Genomic DNA, 20,504 nt, shown 5'->3' on the forward strand with positions numbered 1-20,504 from the left:
GGCCCGACGTGCGGGTGGTGCGCGTCGGCGGTGAGCGGGGCCGGTGTCGTTCAAGGGCCGTACCCCGCAACGCCGTTGCTATCGTCTATCGATTGCTGATGCTATGGCGGCCACCCCGCATGTTCAAGGGTGCCGTCGCAACCCGCGGCCGACCGCTCGACGGCCCGGCCACGTCTCACTCCCCGGCCACGGTCGCGGCGTCGTCGTCGAGTTCCAGCTCGATCACCGGCAGCAGCACGTCGGGCCGGGCGATCGGCAGCGTGAGGGTGAGCGTGCCGGCGGGGCGGCCGGGCGGGGCGAGGTTGTTGTGCTCGTGCCGGGCGCCGTCGACCTCCTGGAAGCGGATCTCCGAACCGTCGTGCAGGAGTTGGGCGTAGCGCACCCGCCCGGCGAGGCCCGGCAGGTCCACGTGCTTGAGCGGCCACGTCGGCAGGTGCAGATACAGCCGCCGCCCGCGCTGCGTGTACAGACCGCCCGGCGGCGGCTCGAACGGGCTCGGCCCCGCGCCGTGCACCGCCCGGGAGTGCGGCGCCGTCCACCCGGCGATCGCCGCCAGCGTCGCGCGGGCCCGCGGATCCAGCGCGCCGCGTCCGGTCGGACCCACGTTGAGCAGCAGGTTTCCGCCGCAGGCCACGGACTGCACCAGCATCCGCACCAGCATCGCCGGGTCCTTGTAGTCGTGGTTGTCGCGGTCGTAGCCCCACGAACCGTTGAGGGTGTGGCAGGCCTCCCACCGCACGCGCTCGCCGTCGCGCTCCAGCGGGCGGTCGGGCTGGTACTGCTCGGGGGTCACGTAGTCGCCCGGGATGCCGAGCCGGTCGTTGACGAGGATGCCCGGCTGCAATTCCCGTACCAGCGCCATCAGTTGCTCCGAGCCCCACTCCTTCGGCCCCTTGGCCGGATAGCTGAAGTCGAAGAACAGCAGGTCGATCTGCCCGTATGCGGTGAGGAGTTCACGCAGTTGGCCCTCCATGTACGCGCGGTAGTCCGCCATGTCGCGCCGCTCCCGCTCGGCGTCCGTGCCGCGCAGCGGATGGTGCTCGTCGACCGGGAAGCCGGGGTGGTGCCAGTCGAGCAGCGAGTAGTACAGACCGACCCGCAGCCCCTCGGCCCGCATCGCGTCGACGAACTCCCGGACCAGGTCACGGCCGGTGGCGGTCACCGACGTGTAGTCGGTGTGTGCCGAGTCGAACAGGCAGAAACCGTCGTGGTGCTTGGTGGTCAGCACGGCGTACCGCATGCCCGACTCCCGTGCGGTGCGCGCCAGTTCGCGGGCGTCGAACAGATCGGGGTCGAAGCGGTCGAGGTAACGGTCGTACTCCGCCTGCGACATGGCCTCCCGGCTGCGCACCCACTCGTGCCGCGCGGCCAGGCTGTACAGGCCGAAGTGCACGAAGAGGCCGAAGCGCGCCGCCTCGAACCATCCGGCGTCGGCAGGGGAGTTGGGGGACGGGAGAGGATCAAAGGCCACGGGGGCTCCTGACGCATTGACAGCACTGATCGATCGGCTGTTATCTACCATCGATAGGCGATGATGTCACTGGCGTTGCGTGCGGCGAGCGCGCGGAGAGGCAAGTGCATGCACCCGACTGGAAATCAGAGGACGCCGACGACGGGGGAGGCCCGTCCGTACGAGTCGATGCGGGCGCCGGTCCACACCGCGAGCTACGTCCGGCCGACCGCGCGGATGGTGGACGCCCTCAAGGACGTGAGCGCGGCGACGGCCTGCGCGAAGCTGCATCAGATGGGGATCACCCGCACCTTCATCGACGGCCCGGTGCCCCTGCACCGCGAACCGGAGGTGAAGGTCACCGGCGGCGCCGTCACCCTTCAGTTCCTGCCGCAGCGCGAGGACGTCTTCAACGGCGCCGAGCAGGAGGACATCGAGCGCAAGACCGCGCTGTGGGGCGTCCTCGAATCCATCGAGCCCGGCGACGTCCTGGTGATCTCCGCCCACGGCAGCCACTTCACCGGCTGCCTCGGCGACATGCTGGTGCGCTACTTCAAGCTGCGCGGCGGGGCCGGGATCGTGGTGGACGGCCGGGTCCGCGACGCGGCGCGGGTGCGGGCGCTCGGCGTCCCCATCTGGTGCACCGGTGTCACCCCGCACTACGCCTCGCAGACGGAGCTGTTCCCCGCCGCGTTCAACGTGCCGGTGGCCGTGGGCGGCACCCTGGTCACCCCCGGCGACCTGATCGTGGCCGATGAGGACGGGCCCGTCGTCGTCCCGCAGCACAGCGCGGTGCCGCTGTCCGAGGACTCGCTGCTGCACCAGGACCGGGAGGCCTTCGCGCGCCGCCGCCTCGACGAGGGCGGCCGGCTCTCCGACTACTACCCGCTCACGGAGGACGGCCTGGCCGAGTACCTCGCGAGCCGCCCCGCCACCTGAGCGGAGCCGGCTGAGGGTGCCGCTCCCGGCGGCGTACGGCAGGCTGGGAACGACGGTGCGAGCGACCGGCCGGAGGTGGCGATGGAGCCCGTACGGGCGCTGGAGCGGATCGCGTTCCTGCTGGAGCGGGACGGCGCGCCCACGTACCGGGTGCGCGCGTTCCGCACCGCCGCGAAGGTGATCGCCGACCTGGGCGACGCCGAGGTGGCGCGGCGCCTCGACGCCGGCTCCCTGGAGTCGCTCAAGGGCATCGGCCCCAAGACCGCCGCCGTGGTCCGGGAGGCGGCCGCCGGGCAGGTCCCGGACTACCTCACGCACCTGGAGGACGAGCTCGCCCGCACCGTGCCGGTCGAGGGCGACGCGGGCGTCGCGCTGCGGTCCCTGCTGCGCGGCGACTGCCATCTGCACTCCGACTGGTCCGACGGCGGCAGCCCCATCGAGGAGATGGGCCGCGCCGCCCGCGACCTCGGCCACGCGTGGGCGGTGCTCACCGACCACTCGCCGCGCCTGACCGTGGCACGCGGCCTGTCCCCGGAGCGGCTGCGGGAACAGTTGGACGTGGTGGCGGAACTCAACGAGACGTGGGCGCCGTTCCGGCTGCTGACCGGGATCGAGTGCGACATCCTCGACGACGGCTCCCTCGACCAGGAACCCGAGCTGCTCGACCGCCTCGACGTGGTCGTGGTCTCCGTCCACTCCAAGCTGCGGATGGACGCCGCCGCGATGACCCGCCGCATGGTCGCCGCCGTCCGCAACCCGCACGCCGACATCCTCGGCCACTGCACCGGCCGCCTCGTCACCGGCAAGGGCCGCCCCGAGTCGCGGTTCGACGCCGACGAGGTGTTCGCGGCGTGCGCCGAAGCGGGCACGGCAGTCGAGATCAACAGCCGCCCCGAACGCCTCGACCCGCCCCGGCGTCTGCTGCGCACGGCGGTGGAGGCGGGGACGCTGTTCGCGGTGGACACGGACGCGCATGCGCCGGGGCAGCTGGACTGGCAGGTGTTCGGGTGTGCGCGGGCGGAGCAGTGCGGGGTTCCTGCGGAGCGGGTGGTGAACACGTGGCCGGTGGAGCGTCTGCTCGCGTGGACCGATGCCTCCTCAAGCCCCACCGGCCCCTCAAGCCCCTCCAGCGGCTCCGGCCCATCAAGCCCCTCCGGCGATTGAGGAGCGGGGTCCGGGGCAGCGCCCCGGGAGCGCAACACCCGGCGGCCAAAAGATCGGGGCTCCGCCCCGCACCCCGCTGCTCAATCGCCGCAGGGGCTCGATCGGTGGAACCAAGCGGCCAGTCGCCCTCGTGTACGCAGCGGGGGACACCATGCAGATCATCGAGGTGACAGGGCTCGCGGCCCGGTCCGCAGTGATCACGCTGCGCCGCACAGGCAGCCCCCTGGAGTTCGTACTCTTCCCGATGCTGCACGTCGCCGCACCCACCTTGTACGCCCAGGTCACACGCCGCCTCCAGGACTGCGACCTCATCGTCGCGGAAGGCATCCGCGGAAAGTCACGCGTGGTCAGCACCCTCACGCTCGCCTACCGCTTCGCCCCGCGCGTGGGCCGGGGCGGCCTCCAGGAACAGAACGACGACACCCTGCTCCCCGCCTCCGTGCCGGTCGTCCGCCCCGACGTGACCGCCGCGGAGGCGATCGCGGACCTGAAGACGCTGCCCCGGCCGACGTACCTGCTGCTCCTGGCGGCGGCCCCCGTCATGGGCCTCGTCCTCGCGCTGCGCGGGCCGCGCGCCTTCCTCGACGAGGACCTGGCACTCGACGACCTGCCGACGACGGCGCGCGCGGAGGAACAGGCCGACAACCCCGTGGGGCACGCCATGACCGACCGCCGCGACCGGCGGCTGCTCGACGCGCTCGACGCGATCCACGCCGCGCACGCCACGGATACCGGCCCCGCGAGGCGGAGTGGCTCACGGTCTGCGTCCCGCGCTGATCCGCCGTCGCGATCTTGGCGAGCGGACCCCTTTCGAATCCGGGCCGGGTAGGAGATATCTTGATGTCGAGCAATCCGATACAAGACTGCAGACGACGTGGAAGACGTGGAAGCGGAGCACCCGGTGACTGACTCGACCATTATTTACACCCACACTGACGAGGCCCCGGCCCTCGCGACGTATTCCTTCCTGCCGGTCATCGAGGCTTACGCGTCCACCGCCGGCGTCGGCGTCGAGACCCGTGACATCTCCCTGGCCGGGCGCATCCTCGCCCAGTTCCCGGAGTACCTGACCGAGGAGCAGCGCGTCCCGGACGCCCTCGCCGAGCTCGGCGAGCTGGCCAAGACGCCCCAGGCCAACATCATCAAGCTGCCGAACATCTCGGCCTCGGTCTCGCAGCTCAAGGCCGCCATCGAAGAGCTGCGCGAGCACGGATACGCGCTGCCGGACTACCCGGACGAGCCGAAGACCGACGAGGAGCGCGAGGTCGGCGCCCGCTACGACAAGGTCAAGGGTTCCGCCGTGAACCCGGTCCTGCGCGAGGGCAACTCGGACCGCCGCGCCCCCGCCTCGGTGAAGAACTACGCCAAGGCCCACCCGCACCGCATGGGCGCCTGGACCGCCGAGTCCAAGACGAACGTCGCGACCATGGGCGAGAACGACTTCCGCTCGACCGAGAAGTCCACCGTCCTCCCGGCCGACGACAAGCTCAAGATCGAGCTCGTTGCCGACAACGGCACCACCACCGTGCTGCGCGAGTCCGTACCGGTCCTCGCCGGCGAGGTCGTCGACGCCTCCGTGCTGCACGTCGCGCCGCTGCGCGAGTTCCTCACCGCGCAGATCGCCCGCGCCAAGGAAGAGGGTGTGCTGTTCTCCGCGCACCTGAAGGCCACCATGATGAAGGTCTCCGACCCGATCATCTTCGGCCACGTCGTGCGCGCCTTCTTCCCGGAGACCTTCGCCCGCTTCGGCGCCGACCTGGCCGCCGCGGGCCTCACCCCGAACGACGGCCTGGGCGGCATCTACAAGGGCCTGGAGTCGCTGTCCAACGGCGCCGAGATCAAGGCCTCCTTCGACGCCGAGCTGGCCTCCGGCCCGGACCTCGCCATGGTCGACTCGCACCGCGGCATCACCAACCTGCACGTGCCGTCCGACGTCATCATCGACGCCTCCATGCCGGCGATGATCCGCACGTCCGGCCACATGTGGAACAAGGACGACCAGGAGCAGGACACCCTCGCGGTGATCCCGGACTCCTCGTACGCCGGTGTCTACCAGGCCGTCATCGACGACTGCCGCGCCAACGGCGCCTTCGACCCGTCGACCATGGGCACCGTCCCGAACGTCGGCCTCATGGCGCAGAAGGCCGAGGAGTACGGCTCCCACGACAAGACCTTCGAGATCAAGAACTCCGGCACCGTCCGCGTGGTCAACCAGGCCGGCGACGTCGTCCTGGAGCAGCAGGTCTCCGAGGGCGACATCTTCCGCGCCTGCCAGACCAAGGACGCCCCGATCAAGGACTGGGTCAAGCTCGCCGTGACGCGCGCCCGCGCCACCGGCGACCCGGCCGTGTTCTGGCTGGACGAGGGCCGTGCCCACGACGCCCAGCTGATCAAGAAGGTCGAGGCGTACCTGCCGGAGTTCGACACCGAGGGCCTCGACATCCGGATCCTCAACCCGGTCGACGCCACGAAGCTCTCCGTCGAGCGCATCCGCCAGGGCCTCAACACCATCTCGGTCACCGGCAACGTGCTGCGCGACTACCTGACCGACCTCTTCCCGATCCTGGAGCTGGGCACCAGCGCCAAGATGCTGTCGGTCGTCCCGCTGATGAACGGCGGCGGCCTCTTCGAGACGGGCGCCGGCGGCTCCGCCCCGAAGCACGTCCAGCAGCTCGTCAAGGAGAACTACCTGCGCTGGGACTCCCTCGGTGAGTTCCTGGCCCTGGCCGTCTCCTTCGAGCACCTCGCCACCTCCACGGACAACGCCCGCGCGAAGGTCCTCGGCGAGACCCTGGACCGCGCCACCGGCACCTTCCTCAACGAGGACAAGTCGCCGACCCGCCGCCTCGGCGGCATCGACAACCGCGGCAGCCACTTCTACGTCGCCCTGTACTGGGCCCAGGAGCTGGCCAAGCAGACCGAGGACGCCGAGCTGGCCAAGGCCTTCGCTCCGCTCGCCGAGAAGCTCGCCACCAACGAGCAGAAGATCGTCGACGAGCTGATCGCCGTCCAGGGCTCCCCGGCCGACATCGGCGGCTACTACCAGCCCGACCCGGCCAAGGCCGACAAGGTCATGCGCCCGTCGCAGACCCTGAACGAGGCGCTGGCCTCGCTCGCCTGATCCCCGCAACGACCGCAGTGCCCCGGCCGGCCGCCGCGCCGACCGGGGCACCGCTGTTCACGCAGCGCTGAAGGCGCCGTATTTGACGCTCTTCCTACGCCCTGACCTGGGTAGGGTGCTGCGATGAGCACTCTGGATGACGCAACGCAGGGCATGGACCCGGCGATCCGACCGCAGGACGACCTCTTCGGGCATGTCAACGGCCAGTGGCTGGCGACCGAGCCCATCCCCGACGACCGCTCCAGCTGGGGCCCCTTCGTGGAGCTCGTGGACGTGGCCGAGCAGCGGGTCAAGGACATCATTCAGGAGATCGCCGCCGGCGGGCCCACGAGCCTGGACGCGGACGAGGCGCGCAAGATCGCCGACCTGTACGCGTCGTTCATGGACGAGGAGGCCGTCGAGGCCCGCGGGCTCGACCCGGTCCGCCCGCTGATCGCGGAGGTGGCCGCGCTCGGCGACGTGGCGCAGCTCGCCGGCTTCCTCGGCCGCTTCGAGCGCAAGGGCGGCTCCGGCCTCTTCGGTGCCTACATCGACACCGACGACAAGAACTCCGACCGCTACCTCTTCAACCTCGTCCAGGGCGGCCTCGGGCTGCCCGACGAGTCGTACTACCGCGAAGAGAAGTTCGCCGAGATCCGCGAGAAGTACGAGGCGTACCTCACCGAGCTGTTCACGCTCGGCGAGCACACCGACCCGGCCGGCGCCGCGCGCACCGTCCTCGCCGTGGAGACCCGGCTCGCCGAGGGCCACTGGGAGCGCGCCGAGACGCGCGACGTGCAGAAGACGTACAACCTCACCACCCTCGACGAACTCACCGCGCTCGCCCCGGCGTTCGACTGGCGGGGCTATGTCACCGGGCTCGGCGGCAAGGACGAGACGCTCGCCGAGTCGTGCGTGCGCCAGCCCTCGTACCTGACGCACCTGTCCACGGTCCTCACCGAGGTGCCCATCGAGCAGTGGCGCGACTGGCTGCTCGCGCGCGTGCTGCGCTCCGCCGCCGCGTACCTCTCCTCGCCGTTCGTGCGCGTCAACTTCGAGTTCTACGGGCGCACCCTCAACGGCACGCCGGAGCTGCGCGCCCGCTGGAAGCGCGGTGTCGCCTTCGTCGAGGGCGCCATCGGCGAGGCCGTCGGCAAGGAGTACGTGGCCCGGTACTTCCCGCCGCGCTCCAAGGCACTCATGGACGACCTCGTCGCCAACCTCCTGGAGGCCTACCGGCAGTCCATCTCCCGTCTCGACTGGATGACGGACGAGACGAAGGAGCGGGCGTACGAGAAGCTCGCCACGTTCCGGCCGAAGATCGCCTACCCGGACCGGTTCCGCGACTACTCCGGCCTGACCGTCGTCCCCGACGACCTGCTCGCCAACGCGTACGCGGCCGACGCCTTCGAGCACGACCGGCAGATGGCGAAGATCGGCGCGCCGGTCGACCGCGACGAGTGGTTCATGCTGCCGCAGACCGTGAACGCGTACTACAACCCGGGCACCAACGAGATCTGCTTCCCGGCCGGCATCCTCCAGAAGCCGTTCTTCTCGCCGGACGCCGACCCCGCCGAGAACTACGGCGGCATCGGCGCCGTCATCGGCCACGAGATCGGCCACGGCTTCGACGACCAGGGCGCCCAGTACGACGGCCAGGGCAACCTGAACGACTGGTGGACCGCCGACGACAAGGCCGCCTTCGAGGCCAAGTCCAAGGCGCTCGTGAAGCAGTACGACGGGTTCTCGCCGCGGAACCTCCCGGGGGAGTTCGTCAACGGATCGCTGACCGTCGGCGAGAACATCGGCGACCTCGGCGGCCTCACCATCGGCCACACCGCGTACCGGATCGCGCTCGGTGACGCGCCCGTGCCGGTCGAGGGCGAACTCACGGGCACCCAGCGGCTGTTCATGAACTGGGCGTACTGCTGGCGCACCAAGCGGCGCAAGGAGCAGGAGCAGCAGTACCTGACCATCGACCCGCACTCGCCGCCGGAGTTCCGCGCGAACATCGTGCGGAACCTGGACGAGTTCCACGAGGCGTTCTCGACCGCCGCCGGCGACGGTCTGTGGCTCGACCCGGCGGAGCGCGTCCGTATCTGGTGACGTGAGCGACGCGTGGGGCCGGACGGACGCGACCGTCCGGCCCCAGCCGAGCCCTAGGCGCCCAAGGTGTCGTGCAGGAACTCGACGGTGGCGGACCACGCCTGCGCGGCGGACCGCGCGTCGTACACCTCCGGCCGTCCGTCGTTGAAGAACGCGTGGTCGGCCGGGTAGAGGCGGAAGTCCGGGGTGATGCCGGAGCGGGACTCGATCGCCCCCCGCAGGCCGTCGAGGGTCGGCAGGGGGATCGTCTCGTCGCGGTCGCCGAAATGGCCGAGGATCCGGGCGTTCAGGCGGGAGAAGTCCGGGACCTCGCCCTGGATGACGCCGTAGAACGGGACCGCCGCGCCGACCCGCCGGTCCTGCGCGGCCAGGTACAGGACGAAGCCGCCGCCCATGCAGAAGCCGACCGCGCCGACGGTCTCAGAGGTGACCTCGGGCAGGGCCAGCAGGTGGTCGACCGCGCCGGACAGCAGCCGTACGCCGCGCTCCACCGGGAGGTCCCGCATCATGCGGAACGCCTCCTCGGAGTCGTGCGCCACGTTGCCGCCGTACAGGTCCGGCGCGAGCGCGACGAAGCCCTCCGCCGCGAGGCGGTCGGCCACGTCGGCGATGTGGTCGGTCAGCCCCCACCACTCCTGGATGACGACGACGCCGGGGCCGCGGCCGGAGGGCGGGAGGGCAAGGTAGCCGTGGGCCGGGGTGCCGTTGCTGTCGAACGTCACGTTCTGGTGCGCGGGGCGGCCCGTGGACCGGGGCGTGTGAGGGGTCCGGGGTGTGTGTGACATGGCCCCACGATGCCACCGGCCGCGGGCGCGGTCGCGTCGTGGGGCCCCGTCGGGGTCAGGCCTTCTTCTGCGCCGACTGGAGCGCCGTGATGCAGGTCGCGATCGCCGCCTGCAACTCCTCCAGTCGCTGGAGCATGTCGTCCTCGACGATGTCGTCGATCTCCTCGGCGGCGACGTCGTCGAACGTCAGCTCCTCGAAGGCCTTCGTCGCCTTCTGAAGGCTGCTGTAGAACTTCGCGCGCCGCTCCTGGACCCGCAGCTCGGGGTCCTTGTCGACGGTCTCGGCGACAAGCGTGCGCACGGTGTCGTACGCCTCGCGGGCCCACTCGCCCGCCTCCTCGTCCTCATCCAGCTCGTCGATGAGGGACAGGTGCCGCTCGGCCTCCTCGCGCAGCTCGGGCGAGGCCTCGATCTTCTGGCCCGCGGGGGTCTTGACCTGGCCCTCCTCCGCGATCCTGCGCACGTACTCGAGCTGGCCGCCGGTCTTGGTCTCCTCGGCGACGGCCTTCTTCAGGTCGTCCACGCGCACGATGTCCCGCGCCAGGCCGGTGCGCAGCACCGGGTCCTCGTCGAGGCGGTCCATCAGCGCCTTGCGGGCGGCCTCCGCGGTGCCCGGGTCGGCGAGGATCGCGGCCCGCAGCGCCGTCGGGTTCTCCGCGACCTCCAGGGCCTTCGTCGGGCGGATGCCCTCGGCCTCGGCGGCCTCGGTGATCGCCTGGCCGCGCACCGAGGTCGCGCTGTTGCGGGAGACGTAGTACGACAACCAGACGTCGGCGTCCGGCAGTTCGACGTCGGCGCCGGGCGCGAGGGCCTCGAACTGGGGAACCAGACCGTCGTCCGCCGCCCGGTCCCACGCCTTGTAGAAGCGCATGACGCGGTCGGGGGAGCAGCCCGCGAGCTGGGCGAACCGGCGCGCCGACACCTTGGCCGACTCCCCGGCGGGCTGCCCGCCGGGCCGGACGCTGCGGGCCACCTTCAGGGCGAAGGCCCAGCCGCCGGTGCGGGCGTAGACGCCGAACTCGTGGGCGTCGAGGGTGATGGACTCCGGTACGTCGCCGGGGGCCGGGTCGTCCTCGGCGCCGGCCGCGTCGTCGACCTCCGCCACGTCCGCGGCGGCGGCCTCGCCCGTGGGCCCGTCGGCGGCGACGTTCTCCGTGGGCGGCGTCCAGAAGTGGCCGGACTCACCCTCGGGCTGGGCCGTCTCCTCGTGCGCGGGCGTCGCGGCGGCGCCGTCCGCTTCGACGGACGGCGCGGGCACGGTCTCCGCGGGTGCGGCGTCGCCGGAGGGGACGGCTGCGTCGGACGAGGCGATGGCTACGGACACGTAGGCACTCCTGAGTGATCGGGCGCGTGCGGGTTGACGAGCCACTTTATCGCTCCGATTGGGGCGTTTTGCGCGCGAGTTGCCCTGACGGCGCGGCGCACTCGCGCGGACGCCGGAACGGGCCCGGCCGCGGGCGGTGACAGGGAGGGTGACATGGACGGGCCCGCCATTCGCGGCTCCCCCTTCTGCGAACAGCGGGCCCGGCCCTCGGCCTCGACCGTGTTCCGCGGCGGGAGGGCGAGGACACGGGAGGCTCGTGACAGAAGCATCTCAGGGGAGCCCCGCCGTGTACGGGGGCCAACGGGCCCTCACGCGGGGCCGAACGGCCCGGATGCCCCGGACCGACCCGACCCCCGCCCCGGCCCCGGGGTGACCGGCCTCACACCTGCCGGACCCCCGCCCCGCGCACCACCCGCAGCAGGTACTCCTTGCGGTGCAGCGGGTCGTGGTCCGTGCGGGCGCGGCGCGGCGCGTCCTCGCGGACCGGGGCGTAGTGGTCGAAGGCGGCCTCCAGGACGCCTTCGCCGCGGGTGAGCGCGGGCAGCTGCCGCTCCAGGGCGCGCACCCGTGCCGCGGGGATCACCCCGTCGACCGCGGTCCACGCCCCGCCGTCGGTGCGTTGTCCCGTCGGCACGGCCCGCAGCCGGGTCAGCGCGGGCAGCACCGCCCCGTACAGGTCGGCCGGGATGTCGAGGCGGAAGCGGTGCATCGGCTCGCAGACCGCGGTGCCCGCGCGCGCGAGCGCGCTCATCAGGACCAGGGGCGTCAGCCCCCGGAAGTCGCCCGCCGTGCTCGACATCGACTTGTCGAAGACGGCGTGCGCGTGACTCTGCCGCGGCGCGTACCCGGAGCGGAACAGGGTCACCGTGCAGTCGGTGACCTGCCAGCCGTGCAGTCCCTGGCCCAGCGTCCGGTGCACGGTCTCCTCGACGGCCTTGATGAACGCCGTCGGGAGCGAGCCGAGTTCGATGCCGAGGCGGAACGCGACGCCCGCGCCGACCGGCGCCGGATCGATCCGCAGGCCGACGGTCGCGAGGAACGGGTTGCCGTCGTCCTTCATGGCCTCGGCCGCCGAGCCGGAGCCGGTCGGCCGCTCGACGCACAGCGGCGTCGACTCCCGGAACGTCGCGTCGAGGCCGAACTTATCGGCGAGCGTGGCCTGCACGACCTCCTTCTGCACCTCGCCGTAGAGCGACAGGAAGACCTCCTGGCGGACGTCGTCCTGGCGCAGACCGATCAGCGGGTCCTGCTCGGCGAGCAGGGTGAGCGCGGCGAGCAGCGCGCCCCGCTGCTCCGGCCGCCCGGGGTCGATCACCGTCTCCAGCGTCGGAGGCGCGAAGTGGTGCTCCTTCACCGGGACATGAGGTGCGCCGAGGTCGTCGCCGACGCGTACGCCGCCGAGCCCCCACAGCCGAGCCACCTGTCCGGGGCCCGCCTCCGCGACCGGCGCGTCGGCCCCGTCCGCGAAGACCCTCACCCCCGTCACGCGGTCCTCCCCGCCGCCGGGCAGTGCGAGCCGCTCACGCACCCGCAGCGTCCCGGTGAACACACGGGCGTAGGCGATCTTCTCCCCGGCGGGCCCGCGCTCGACCTTGAACACGCGCGCGGACAGCGGGAGTCGGGGCCGTTCCTCGGCCGGTGGCAGCAGGCCCGTGATGCCGTCCACGAGGGCGTCGACGCCCGCGCCCGTCATCGCCGAGCCGAAGTAGACCGGATGCGCCTCGGCCCGTCCCGTCCGCTCGGCGAGCGCGTCGCGCAGCCGCCCGTACGTCACCGACTCCTCGTCCTTGACGTACGCCTCCAGGAGCGCGTCGTCACCGGCCGACAGCACGTCGACCAGGTCGGCGCGGTGGGCCGCGTCCCCGGCGCCGTACGCCACGCAGTGCGCGGTCCGGCCGCCGAGGCCGCGCGCCACCGTGTTCATCGGCACCACGGCGGGCGTGAGCTTGGCGCGCAGGTCGGCGAGGAGCGGGGCCTCGCGGGCGCCGCCGCGGTCGACCTTGTTGACGAACACCAGCGTGGGGATGCGCAGGCGGCGCTGCGTCCGCATCAGGACGCGGGTCTGTGCCTGCACGCCCTCCACGGCGGAGACGACGAGCACCGCCCCGTCGAGCACCCCGAGGACGCGCTCGACCTCGGCGATGAAGTCCGGGTGGCCCGGTGTGTCCACGAGGTTGACGGTCGTGTCGCCGACCGGGAACGACACCACGGCCGACTTGATGGTGATGCCGCGCCGCCGCTCCAGGTCGAGGGAGTCGGTGCGGGTGCTCCCGTCGTCGACGCGGCCGAGTTCGTCGGTCACCCCGGCCGCATGCAGGAGGCGCTCGGTGAGGCTGGTCTTACCGGCGTCGACGTGCGCGAGGATTCCAAGGTTCAGCGATGCCACAAGCAGTCGTTTCCTTGAGGGAAGGGGATGCCACGGCGGCGGAATCCGCGGTGGCCCTCGGAAGGAACTGCACTGCAGTGCGCATGGATCGGTCCTCACGCTCGGGGGTGTGCGCGGCCGGCTGCCGCGTGGAGCTCAGTGCAGCAGCCGGCCGCGCGCCCCGGCAACCGATTTACGCGCCGTCGGCCACTCGCGCCGACCACCGTTGCTCGACCCGCGCGAGCCGCCAGTAGGCGATCGCCGCCGCCCACACGACCACGAACAGGCCCACGATCACGTACCCGACGTTGTCGAGGTCCAGCCCGGCGATCCAGCCGGTGACCGCGTCGGTGAGGTCGAGCTTGTCGTGGAGGACGCCGACGAGTTCGATCGTGCCGATGAAGAACGCGACCGCGATCGACAGGCCGGTGATGGTGAGGTTGTAGAACACCTTGCGCACCGGGTTGGAGAACGCCCACTGGTAGGCGAAGTTCATGAACGTGCCGTCGAGCGTGTCGAACAGGCTCATGCCCGCGGCGAACAGCAGCGGCAGGCACAGGATCGCGTACCACGGAAGGCCCGCCGCCGCGCCGCTGCCCGCCATCACCATCAGCGTCACCTCGGTCGCGGTGTCGAAGCCGAGACCGAAGAGGAAGCCCAGCGGGAACATCTGGCCGGGCCGGGTGATGGACCTGGTGAAGCGGCCGAGGATCCGGTTCATGAACCCGCGGGAATCCAGGTGCTCTTCGAGCTCGCGCTCGTCGTAGGAGCCCGCGCGCATCGCCTTGAAGACCTTCAGGATGCCCATCAGGGCAACGAGGTTGAGCGCCGCGATGAGGTACAGGAACGTACCCGACACGGTCGTGCCGACGACCCCGAGCACCTGGTGGGTGGTCGAGCCGTCGTTCATCAGGGTCCCGGCGAGCGCCGCGCCGCCCGCGACCAGGGCCGCCATGGCGACGACCACGCTGGAGTGGCCGAGCGCGAACCAGAAGCCGACCGAAACGGGCCGCTTGCCGTCGGCCATCAGCTTGCGGGTGGTGTTGTCGATGGCCGCGATGTGGTCGGCGTCGAAGGCGTGCCGCATGCCGAGCGTGTACGCGGTGATGCCGAGGCCGATGCCGAAGGCCTTGTTGTCCACTTCGTAGTGTCCGGGGACGACGAGCAGGAAGAGCACGCCGAACGCGACGACGTGCAGCGCGGCGATCACCGCGATCAGTCCGGCCGTGCGCAGCGTGTCCTCGCGGCGCCAACGGAAGGCGGGGGGTGGGGAGTTCGGGGCAGGGGTCGGGGAGTTCCCGGGCAGGGTCATGCGTCGATCACGCTCCAGCACCTCGTGGATCACTTCGTGAGATGCCGTGGCCGGTCTCCTGGCTTACGGGCGTGCCCGCCGCTCCGGCCTTCCCAGCGGCTGGTGTGCCGCCAGTGGCGTACAGGATGGAACGGCGCGCCCCGGCCGCGAGACGTGAAGGACGCGCGGTCGGAACCCGATCACAGTGGCGAGGGCCGCTCCGGAATGGTCCCTTGAGGGGACGTCACCGGTCTTCCCGAGCACCACGGCCCGACCACCCTACTACCTACCGTTGGGCGCGCTTTCGGGCCCGCCTGATCTCCTCGTAGGCCTTGTCCCGGCCCTCCCAGTGGGAGCCGTCGACGGATTTGCCCGGTTCGAGGTCCTTGTAGACCTCGAAGAAGTGGGTGATCTCCAGGCGGTCGAACTCGGGGATGTCCTCGATGTCCCGGGTCGCCTCGTGCCGCGGATCGTGTGCCGGGACGCACAGCACCTTCTCGTCCGGGCCCTTCTCGTCGCTCATCACGAACATGCCGATCGCCCGGCACTCGATGGCGCAGCCCGGGAACGTCGCGTCGCCGGTGAGCACGAGGGCGTCGAGCGGGTCGCCGTCGCCGCCGAGCGTGCCCTCGACGTAACCGTAGTCGGCGGGGTACTGCGTCGACGTGAACAGCATCCGGTCCAGCCGGATCCGGCCGAGATCGTGGTCCATCTCGTATTTGTTGCGGGATCCCTGCGGGATCTCCACGATCACGTCGAACGCCTCGGCGCCTGCCTGACTGCTGCCCAATGTGGCCTCCTTGCCGCATTCCGACGCCACGAGTGTGCGCCGTGCGCGGCGGAGGCGGAACCCCTCAGGCGGCCGGGGGAATGGTGAATTCGAGTTCGGGCCGGTCCCAGGCGACGGCCGGTGGACGGGCGAGCACGGTGCCGGTGCGGCGCGCGCCCACGCCGGTGTAGAAGCCCTCGGCGGGCGGGTGCGCGACGACGCGGACGTGGTCGAGGCCGGCGGCCCGCGCCCGCTCCCGCATGTGCGCGACGAGCAGCCGGCCGATGCCGCGGCCCTGCGCCCGGTCCGCGACGAACATGAGGTCCAGCTCGGGCGGCGCGGTGAGCAGCGCGTAGAAACCGAGCACGACGCCCTCGTCCTGGTCCACCGCCACGTGCACGTCGTGCGTCTCGATGTAGTCCGGACCCACGCGGTACCCGGCGACCATGGCGGCGTACTGGCCCTCGTAGGCACGGGAGCCGCGGACGAGGCGGGTGAGGCGCTTGGCGTCCCGTGCGGTGGCCCGCCGGACGGTGACGCCGGGCGCCCCGCCACGCCGCGTCGTGCTCGCGTTCATACGTCGAGTATTACGTATCCGGACCCGGGGCTACGCCGTGGGCACCGTGGCGTGGGCCTGGCGCAGGAACGCCGCGTTGTCCGGCGTCCGGCGCAGCTTTTCCAGCAGCGCCTCGTACGACGCGGTGCCGTCCCGGCCCTGGAGGGCGCGGCGCAGGCCCCGGGTGGCCGCCAACTCGGAGGCGGGCAGCAGGAGTTCCTCGCGGCGGGTGCCGGACGGGGGGAGGTCGACGGCCGGGTGCACGCGATGCTGGGCGAGCGTGCGGTCGAGGCGCAGCTCCATGTTGCCGGTGCTCTTGAGCTCCTCGAAGAAGTAGTCGTCGGCGCGCGAGCCGGTGTCGACGAGGGCCGTGGCGAGGATCGTGAGCGATCCGGCCTCCTCGGCGTCGCGGGCCGCGCCGAACAGGCGCTTCGGGCCGAGCAGCGCGGCCGCGTCCACGCCGCCCGACAGGGTGCGCCCGCCCGACGACGCGGCGTTGTTGTGCGCCCGGCACAGCCGGGTCAGGGAGTCGAGGAGGATCACCACGTCGCGGCCCTGCTCGGTGAGGCGCTTGGCGCGCTCGACCGCCAGCTCGGCGAGTGCGATGTGCGCCTTCGCCGGGCGGTCGAACGTCGAGGCGTACACCTCGCCGCGCACGGAACGGCGCATGTCGGTGACCTCCTCGGGGCGCTCGTCGACGAGCAGCACCATGAGGTGCACCTCGGGGTGGTTCGCGGCGATCGCGGCGGCGAGCTGCTGGAGCAGCACCGTCTTGCCGGTCCTGGGCGGAGCGACGATCAGGCCGCGCTGCCCCTTGCCGACGGGGGTGAACAGGTCGACGACGCGTCCGGCGAGCCCGGCGGCCGGGTGCTCCAGGCGCAAGCGCTCGCTGGGGTGGAGCGGGGTCAGGTCGGCGAAGCGCGGGCGGCGGGCCGCCGCTTCCGCGGGGGCGCCGCCGACGGTCTCGACGGCCGCGAGGGTGCCCGGCTTCGCGCAGGCGCCCTCGATCAGGTCGCCCTTGCGCAGGCCGAGCCGGCGGATCAGACGCGCGGGGACCTGCACGTCGTGGGGCGTGGGCTCCAGGTCGGCGGCCCGCAGGAAACCGTGCCCGTTCCCGCCGATGTCGAGGACGCCGGCGGCGCGGACGGGTGTCTGTTCTTCAGGTGGGGTGGTCTGGCTGATGGTCGTGGTGGTCATGGTGATCACGGGGTCCTTTCGCGGACGGTGCCGCGGGAACGAGAGGCGTGCGAGAGCGGGAAGGGGAAGGGATCCGGCGAGAGGCAGGGGCGCTGGAGTCCGCGTGAGGACACGCCCCGCGGCCGGGGAGAACCCGGTGTCGCGGCAGCGGGTGAAGAGCCCGCCAGAAGCCGCTGACCAGGGTTGGTGCGCGCTGTGTGGCGACGTGGAACCGTCGACGGTGGAGCGCTGAGAGAGTGGATCCGGTACCGGCGCCCCGATGCGGGCGAGCACATGTACCACGAAGACCGTACCACCCGACCCCCGTCGCGCGGCAAGCCCCGATTTCGGCGCCGGGCCGCCCTATGCTGGTCGGCCATGTTCACCGATCAGGGGCCGACCCTCCGCGAGCTGGCCGTTCAGGCGCTGTCGTCCGTCGAGCGCGGCTACGACCTGCTGGCGCCGAAATTCGACCACACGCCGTTCCGCACCCCGGACCGGGTGCTCGACGCGGCGGGCCGGGTCCTCGCCGGTCTCGGCCCGTACGACCGGGGGCTCGACCTGTGCTGCGGGACCGGGGCGGGGCTGCGGGTGCTGCGCGAGGCGGGGGTCGGGCGGCCGGTGGGCGTCGACTTCAGCGGCGGGATGCTGGAGGTCGCGCGGGCCGGCGAGCCGACGGCCGGATACGTCCGCGGGGACGCGCTCGCGCTCCCCTTCGACGAGGTCTTCGACCTCGTGGTCAGCTTCGGGGCGTTCGGGCACTTCCTGCCGCGCGAGTGGCCGCGCCTGTTCGCCGAGGTGTGCCATGTGCTGCGCCCCGGCGGGAAGTTCGCGTTCGCGCTGCCCGCTCCCGCCCGGCCCGGCTCGCCGGGGTACTGGTCGATGCTCGGCTTCGACGCGGCGATGCGCGTGCGCAACGCGGTGTGGCGGCCCCCGTTCGTCATGTACTACCGGCCGTTCCAACTCGGCGCCGTGCAGCGGGAATTGGACCGCGCGGACTTCGGCGTCGCGCTCCACGCGCTGCCCGAGCTCGGCGAGCGGCCCGACGGCAGCCCGCGGTGCAGGCTGGTCGTGGCCACGCGCCGATGACCGGTGCGGTGGCGCCTCACGCCATGACGGTGCGCCGCGCCTCCTCGTCGGACACGCCGAGACCGGTGCGCGGCGCCAGGCTCAACACGCCGACCTTCCCCGCGTGTTGACCCAGCTGCACCAGGCGCGCCGCCTCCCCGGTCTCCTCCAGCGGATACGTCGCCGTGAGGGCGGGCCGCAGCAGGCCGCGGTCCAGGAGGCGGTGGGTGGCCGCCTGCTCCTCCAGGTTGGCGCCGTGGCTGCCGATGACGCGCTTGAGCCGCATCCACAGGTAGCGGTTGTCGAACTCGTGCTGGTAGCCGCTGGTCGACCCGCAGGTCACCACGGTGCCGCCGCGCCGCACCACGTACACCGACACGCCGAACGTGGCCCGGCCCACGTGCTCGAACACGATGTGCGGGTCCTCGCCGACGGCCGCCCGGATCAGCTTGCCCAGGCGGCGGCCGGGCACGGACGGGTCGGCGGGCACCGTGCCGTCCAGGCCCAGCTCGTGCCGGTTCACCACGACATGGCAGCCGAACTCCCGTGCCCGTGCGGCCTTCTCCTCGCTGCTGACGACGCCGACGGCGATCCCGCCCCCGCCGCGCACCAACTGCGCCGCGTACGCGCCGAGGCCGCCCGCCGCGCCCCAGATCAGCACCACGTCGCCCTGCTTCATCCGGGCGCCCCGGTCGCTGACCAGCATCCGGTAGGCCGTGCCCGCGCACAGCGGGTTGCTCGCGGCCTCCTCCCACGTCAAGTGGGCCGGTTTGGGCAGGAGTTGGCTGGCGCGGGCCACGCAGTAGTGGGCGAGGCCGCCGAAGTTCGTCTCGAAGCCCCACGCGAGCTGCCCCGCGCCCAGCATGCCGTCGGCGTGCGTCGCCGGTTCCTCGTCGTCGACGTACGCGGGCGAGACCACCACCCGGTCGCCGACCCGCCAGCGCCGCACCCCGGCGCCCGCGCGCACCACCACACCGGCCGCGTCCGAGCCGATGACGTGCTGAGGTGTGTCGTGGCGTGCCGCCCAGGCGTTCTCGCGCCCGAACCGGCGCAGGAACGCGAACGTGGGCACCGGCTCGAACATCGCCGACCACACGGTGTTGTAGTTGATGCCGCTCGCGAGCACCGCCACGAGCACCTCGTCGGGGGCGAGTTCGGGCATCGGCACCCGGCCGACGTGGATCGACTTGCGGACGTCCTTGTCGTCGACGCCGGAGAACGTGTCGACGTCCTCGGCCCGCAGATGTGCCGCCGGGTAGTCGGCCGGCACGGGCAGCGCGGACAGTTCGGCGGGGGTGGCTCCGGCCACCACGGCGGCCGCGAGCGGATCGTGTTCCATGGCGTGCCCTTCCAGGTTGTCGGTGGTACGGGTCAGTTCTGCGGCAGGCCGAGGCCGGCGGCGAGCACGGGCCACGACTCCTTGAACTCGCGCTGCCAGGAGGGCCAGGCGTGCGAGCCGCCCTTGTAGAGATGCGTCCGCGCGGGCACACCGAGCGCGTCGAGGCGCCCGGTGAACTTCTTGGCCTGCCCCCACAACGTGCCTTCGAGGACCGTCCCCGTGAGGTTCCCGAAGTCGTCGCTGGGGACGCCGCTGCCCTGCGCGACGTACAGGCGCGTGCCCTTCAGCCGCTCGGCGAGGGCGTAGGGGTTGTGCGCGTTCCAGTTCGCCCGGTGCAGCAGCGGGCTGCCCCACAGGGTGCTCGGCAGCTTGCTCTCGCGGGCCACGATCGCGTTCACGACGGTGACCATGCCGAGCGCCGTGGTGTCGAGGACCCCGCTGTACGAGGCCGCCGCCGCGAACGCGCCGGGCCGCCGCGCCGCGAACGCCAGCGCCCCGTACCCACCGGTCGACACCCCGGCGACGGCCCGCCGCGGCCCCGCGTGGAACGTGCCGCGCAGCAGCCGCATCACCTCGTCCACCTGGAACGTCTCGTAGTCGGGGGAGTTGCGGCCGAGGTTCCACCACGTGGTGGGGATGCCGGTGGGGCCCGACGACGGCATGACCGTGATGACGTCCTGACCGGCCAGGAACTCCTCGACATTGGTCTCCCGCGTCCACGACGTGTAGTCGTCGTGCGCGCCCTGGAGCAGATAGAGCACCGGGCGTTCCCGCTCGGGCGCCGCGGCGTACGAGGCCGGGAGCAGGACCCGTACGGGCACGTCGGCGCCGACGGCGGGGGAGCGGACCGTCAGGTCGACGGTCCGCTCGTCCAGCCACTTCTGGCCGACGATCCGCGCGCCGTCCTGCGCGACGGACGTGGCCACGACGGGTTCGCCGTGCGCGGTGGCCGCGCCGAGCGCGCCACCCGTGGCCAGGAGGGCGACGGTGGCGGCGAGCGCGGTCAGGCGGGTGCGCGACCGTCTGCGGCGGCGAGAGGTGCGGCGGGTGGGCATGGCAGCTCCAAGGGGCC

General features: G+C 72.1%; 16 protein-coding genes and 1 riboswitch. Of the genes, 6 read left to right on the forward strand and 10 right to left on the reverse strand.

The features are described 5' to 3' along the window. Positions 1-175: 175 nt before the first annotated feature. Entirely contained in the window at positions 176-1,471 is a 1,296-nt protein-coding gene (locus ACYBSK_RS14270) for an alpha-L-fucosidase (RefSeq protein WP_460246313.1), read from the reverse strand. A 108-nt stretch (positions 1,472-1,579) separates the two neighbouring features. On the opposite strand from ACYBSK_RS14270, the gene ACYBSK_RS14275 reads away from it, so the two are divergent. The 5 genes from ACYBSK_RS14275 to ACYBSK_RS14295 all read left to right on the forward strand — a co-directional run bounded on the left by ACYBSK_RS14275 (position 1,580) and on the right by ACYBSK_RS14295 (position 8,759). Beyond that, on the forward strand, positions 1,580-2,389 hold the full coding sequence (locus ACYBSK_RS14275; RefSeq protein WP_460246314.1) for an RraA family protein: 810 nt from the start codon (positions 1,580-1,582) through the stop codon (positions 2,387-2,389). Positions 2,390-2,470: 81 nt separating this feature from the next. Beyond that, positions 2,471-3,553 (forward strand): PHP domain-containing protein, encoded by a 1,083-nt coding sequence (locus ACYBSK_RS14280; protein WP_460246315.1) that lies wholly within the window; start codon positions 2,471-2,473, stop codon positions 3,551-3,553. A gap of 130 nt (positions 3,554-3,683) precedes the next feature. After that, the gene (locus ACYBSK_RS14285) at positions 3,684-4,382 is read left to right on the forward strand and encodes a hypothetical protein (RefSeq protein ID WP_460246316.1); all 699 of its coding nucleotides are present in this window, start codon (positions 3,684-3,686) and stop codon (positions 4,380-4,382) included. 72 nt (positions 4,383-4,454) lie between these two features. Next, a complete protein-coding gene (locus ACYBSK_RS14290; RefSeq protein WP_460246317.1) occupies positions 4,455-6,674 on the forward strand; it encodes an NADP-dependent isocitrate dehydrogenase in 2,220 nt (739 codons plus the stop codon). Between the two features lie 123 nt (positions 6,675-6,797). Then, positions 6,798-8,759, forward strand: coding sequence for a M13 family metallopeptidase (locus tag ACYBSK_RS14295; RefSeq protein ID WP_460246318.1), 1,962 nt, complete (start codon positions 6,798-6,800; stop codon positions 8,757-8,759). Between the two features lie 53 nt (positions 8,760-8,812). On the opposite strand, the gene ACYBSK_RS14300 is transcribed toward ACYBSK_RS14295, so the two are convergent. The 7 genes from ACYBSK_RS14300 to rho form a co-directional block, all read right to left on the reverse strand. After that, positions 8,813-9,544, reverse strand: a complete 732-nt coding sequence (locus tag ACYBSK_RS14300; RefSeq protein ID WP_460246319.1) for a dienelactone hydrolase family protein — start codon at positions 9,542-9,544, stop codon at positions 8,813-8,815. A gap of 55 nt (positions 9,545-9,599) precedes the next feature. After that, the gene (locus ACYBSK_RS14305; protein WP_460246320.1) at positions 9,600-10,868 is read right to left on the reverse strand and encodes a hypothetical protein; all 1,269 of its coding nucleotides are present in this window, start codon (positions 10,866-10,868) and stop codon (positions 9,600-9,602) included. Between the two features lie 379 nt (positions 10,869-11,247). Further along, positions 11,248-13,254 carry a GTP-binding protein gene (locus tag ACYBSK_RS14310; protein ID WP_460246321.1) on the reverse strand — a complete coding sequence of 669 codons (2,007 nt, stop codon included), beginning with the start codon at positions 13,252-13,254 and terminating at the stop codon, positions 11,248-11,250. 172 nt (positions 13,255-13,426) lie between these two features. Further along, positions 13,427-14,545, reverse strand: a complete 1,119-nt coding sequence (gene nicT, locus ACYBSK_RS14315; RefSeq protein ID WP_457477444.1) for a Nickel transporter NicT — start codon at positions 14,543-14,545, stop codon at positions 13,427-13,429. A gap of 31 nt (positions 14,546-14,576) precedes the next feature. Next, positions 14,577-14,807: riboswitch (cobalamin riboswitch) on the reverse strand. A gap of 3 nt (positions 14,808-14,810) precedes the next feature. After that, the gene (locus ACYBSK_RS14320; RefSeq protein WP_460247030.1) at positions 14,811-15,236 is read right to left on the reverse strand and encodes an inorganic diphosphatase; all 426 of its coding nucleotides are present in this window, start codon (positions 15,234-15,236) and stop codon (positions 14,811-14,813) included. A gap of 142 nt (positions 15,237-15,378) precedes the next feature. After that, positions 15,379-15,870 (reverse strand): GNAT family N-acetyltransferase, encoded by a 492-nt coding sequence (locus ACYBSK_RS14325; RefSeq protein ID WP_460246322.1) that lies wholly within the window; start codon positions 15,868-15,870, stop codon positions 15,379-15,381. 30 nt (positions 15,871-15,900) lie between these two features. Further along, positions 15,901-17,046, reverse strand: coding sequence for a transcription termination factor Rho (gene rho, locus ACYBSK_RS14330; protein ID WP_460246323.1), 1,146 nt, complete (start codon positions 17,044-17,046; stop codon positions 15,901-15,903). A 357-nt stretch (positions 17,047-17,403) separates the two neighbouring features. Between rho and ACYBSK_RS14335 the strand changes: the two genes are divergently transcribed. Further along, positions 17,404-18,114, forward strand: coding sequence for a class I SAM-dependent methyltransferase (locus tag ACYBSK_RS14335; RefSeq protein ID WP_460246324.1), 711 nt, complete (start codon positions 17,404-17,406; stop codon positions 18,112-18,114). A 16-nt stretch (positions 18,115-18,130) separates the two neighbouring features. On the opposite strand, the gene ccrA is transcribed toward ACYBSK_RS14335, so the two are convergent. Further along, entirely contained in the window at positions 18,131-19,432 is a 1,302-nt protein-coding gene (gene ccrA / locus ACYBSK_RS14340; RefSeq protein ID WP_457477449.1) for a crotonyl-CoA carboxylase/reductase, read from the reverse strand. Positions 19,433-19,464: 32 nt separating this feature from the next. Continuing rightward, positions 19,465-20,487, reverse strand: coding sequence for an alpha/beta hydrolase (locus tag ACYBSK_RS14345; RefSeq protein WP_460246325.1), 1,023 nt, complete (start codon positions 20,485-20,487; stop codon positions 19,465-19,467). Positions 20,488-20,504 lie beyond the last annotated feature (17 nt).

This window comes from Streptomyces sp. BYX5S (assembly GCF_054724165.1).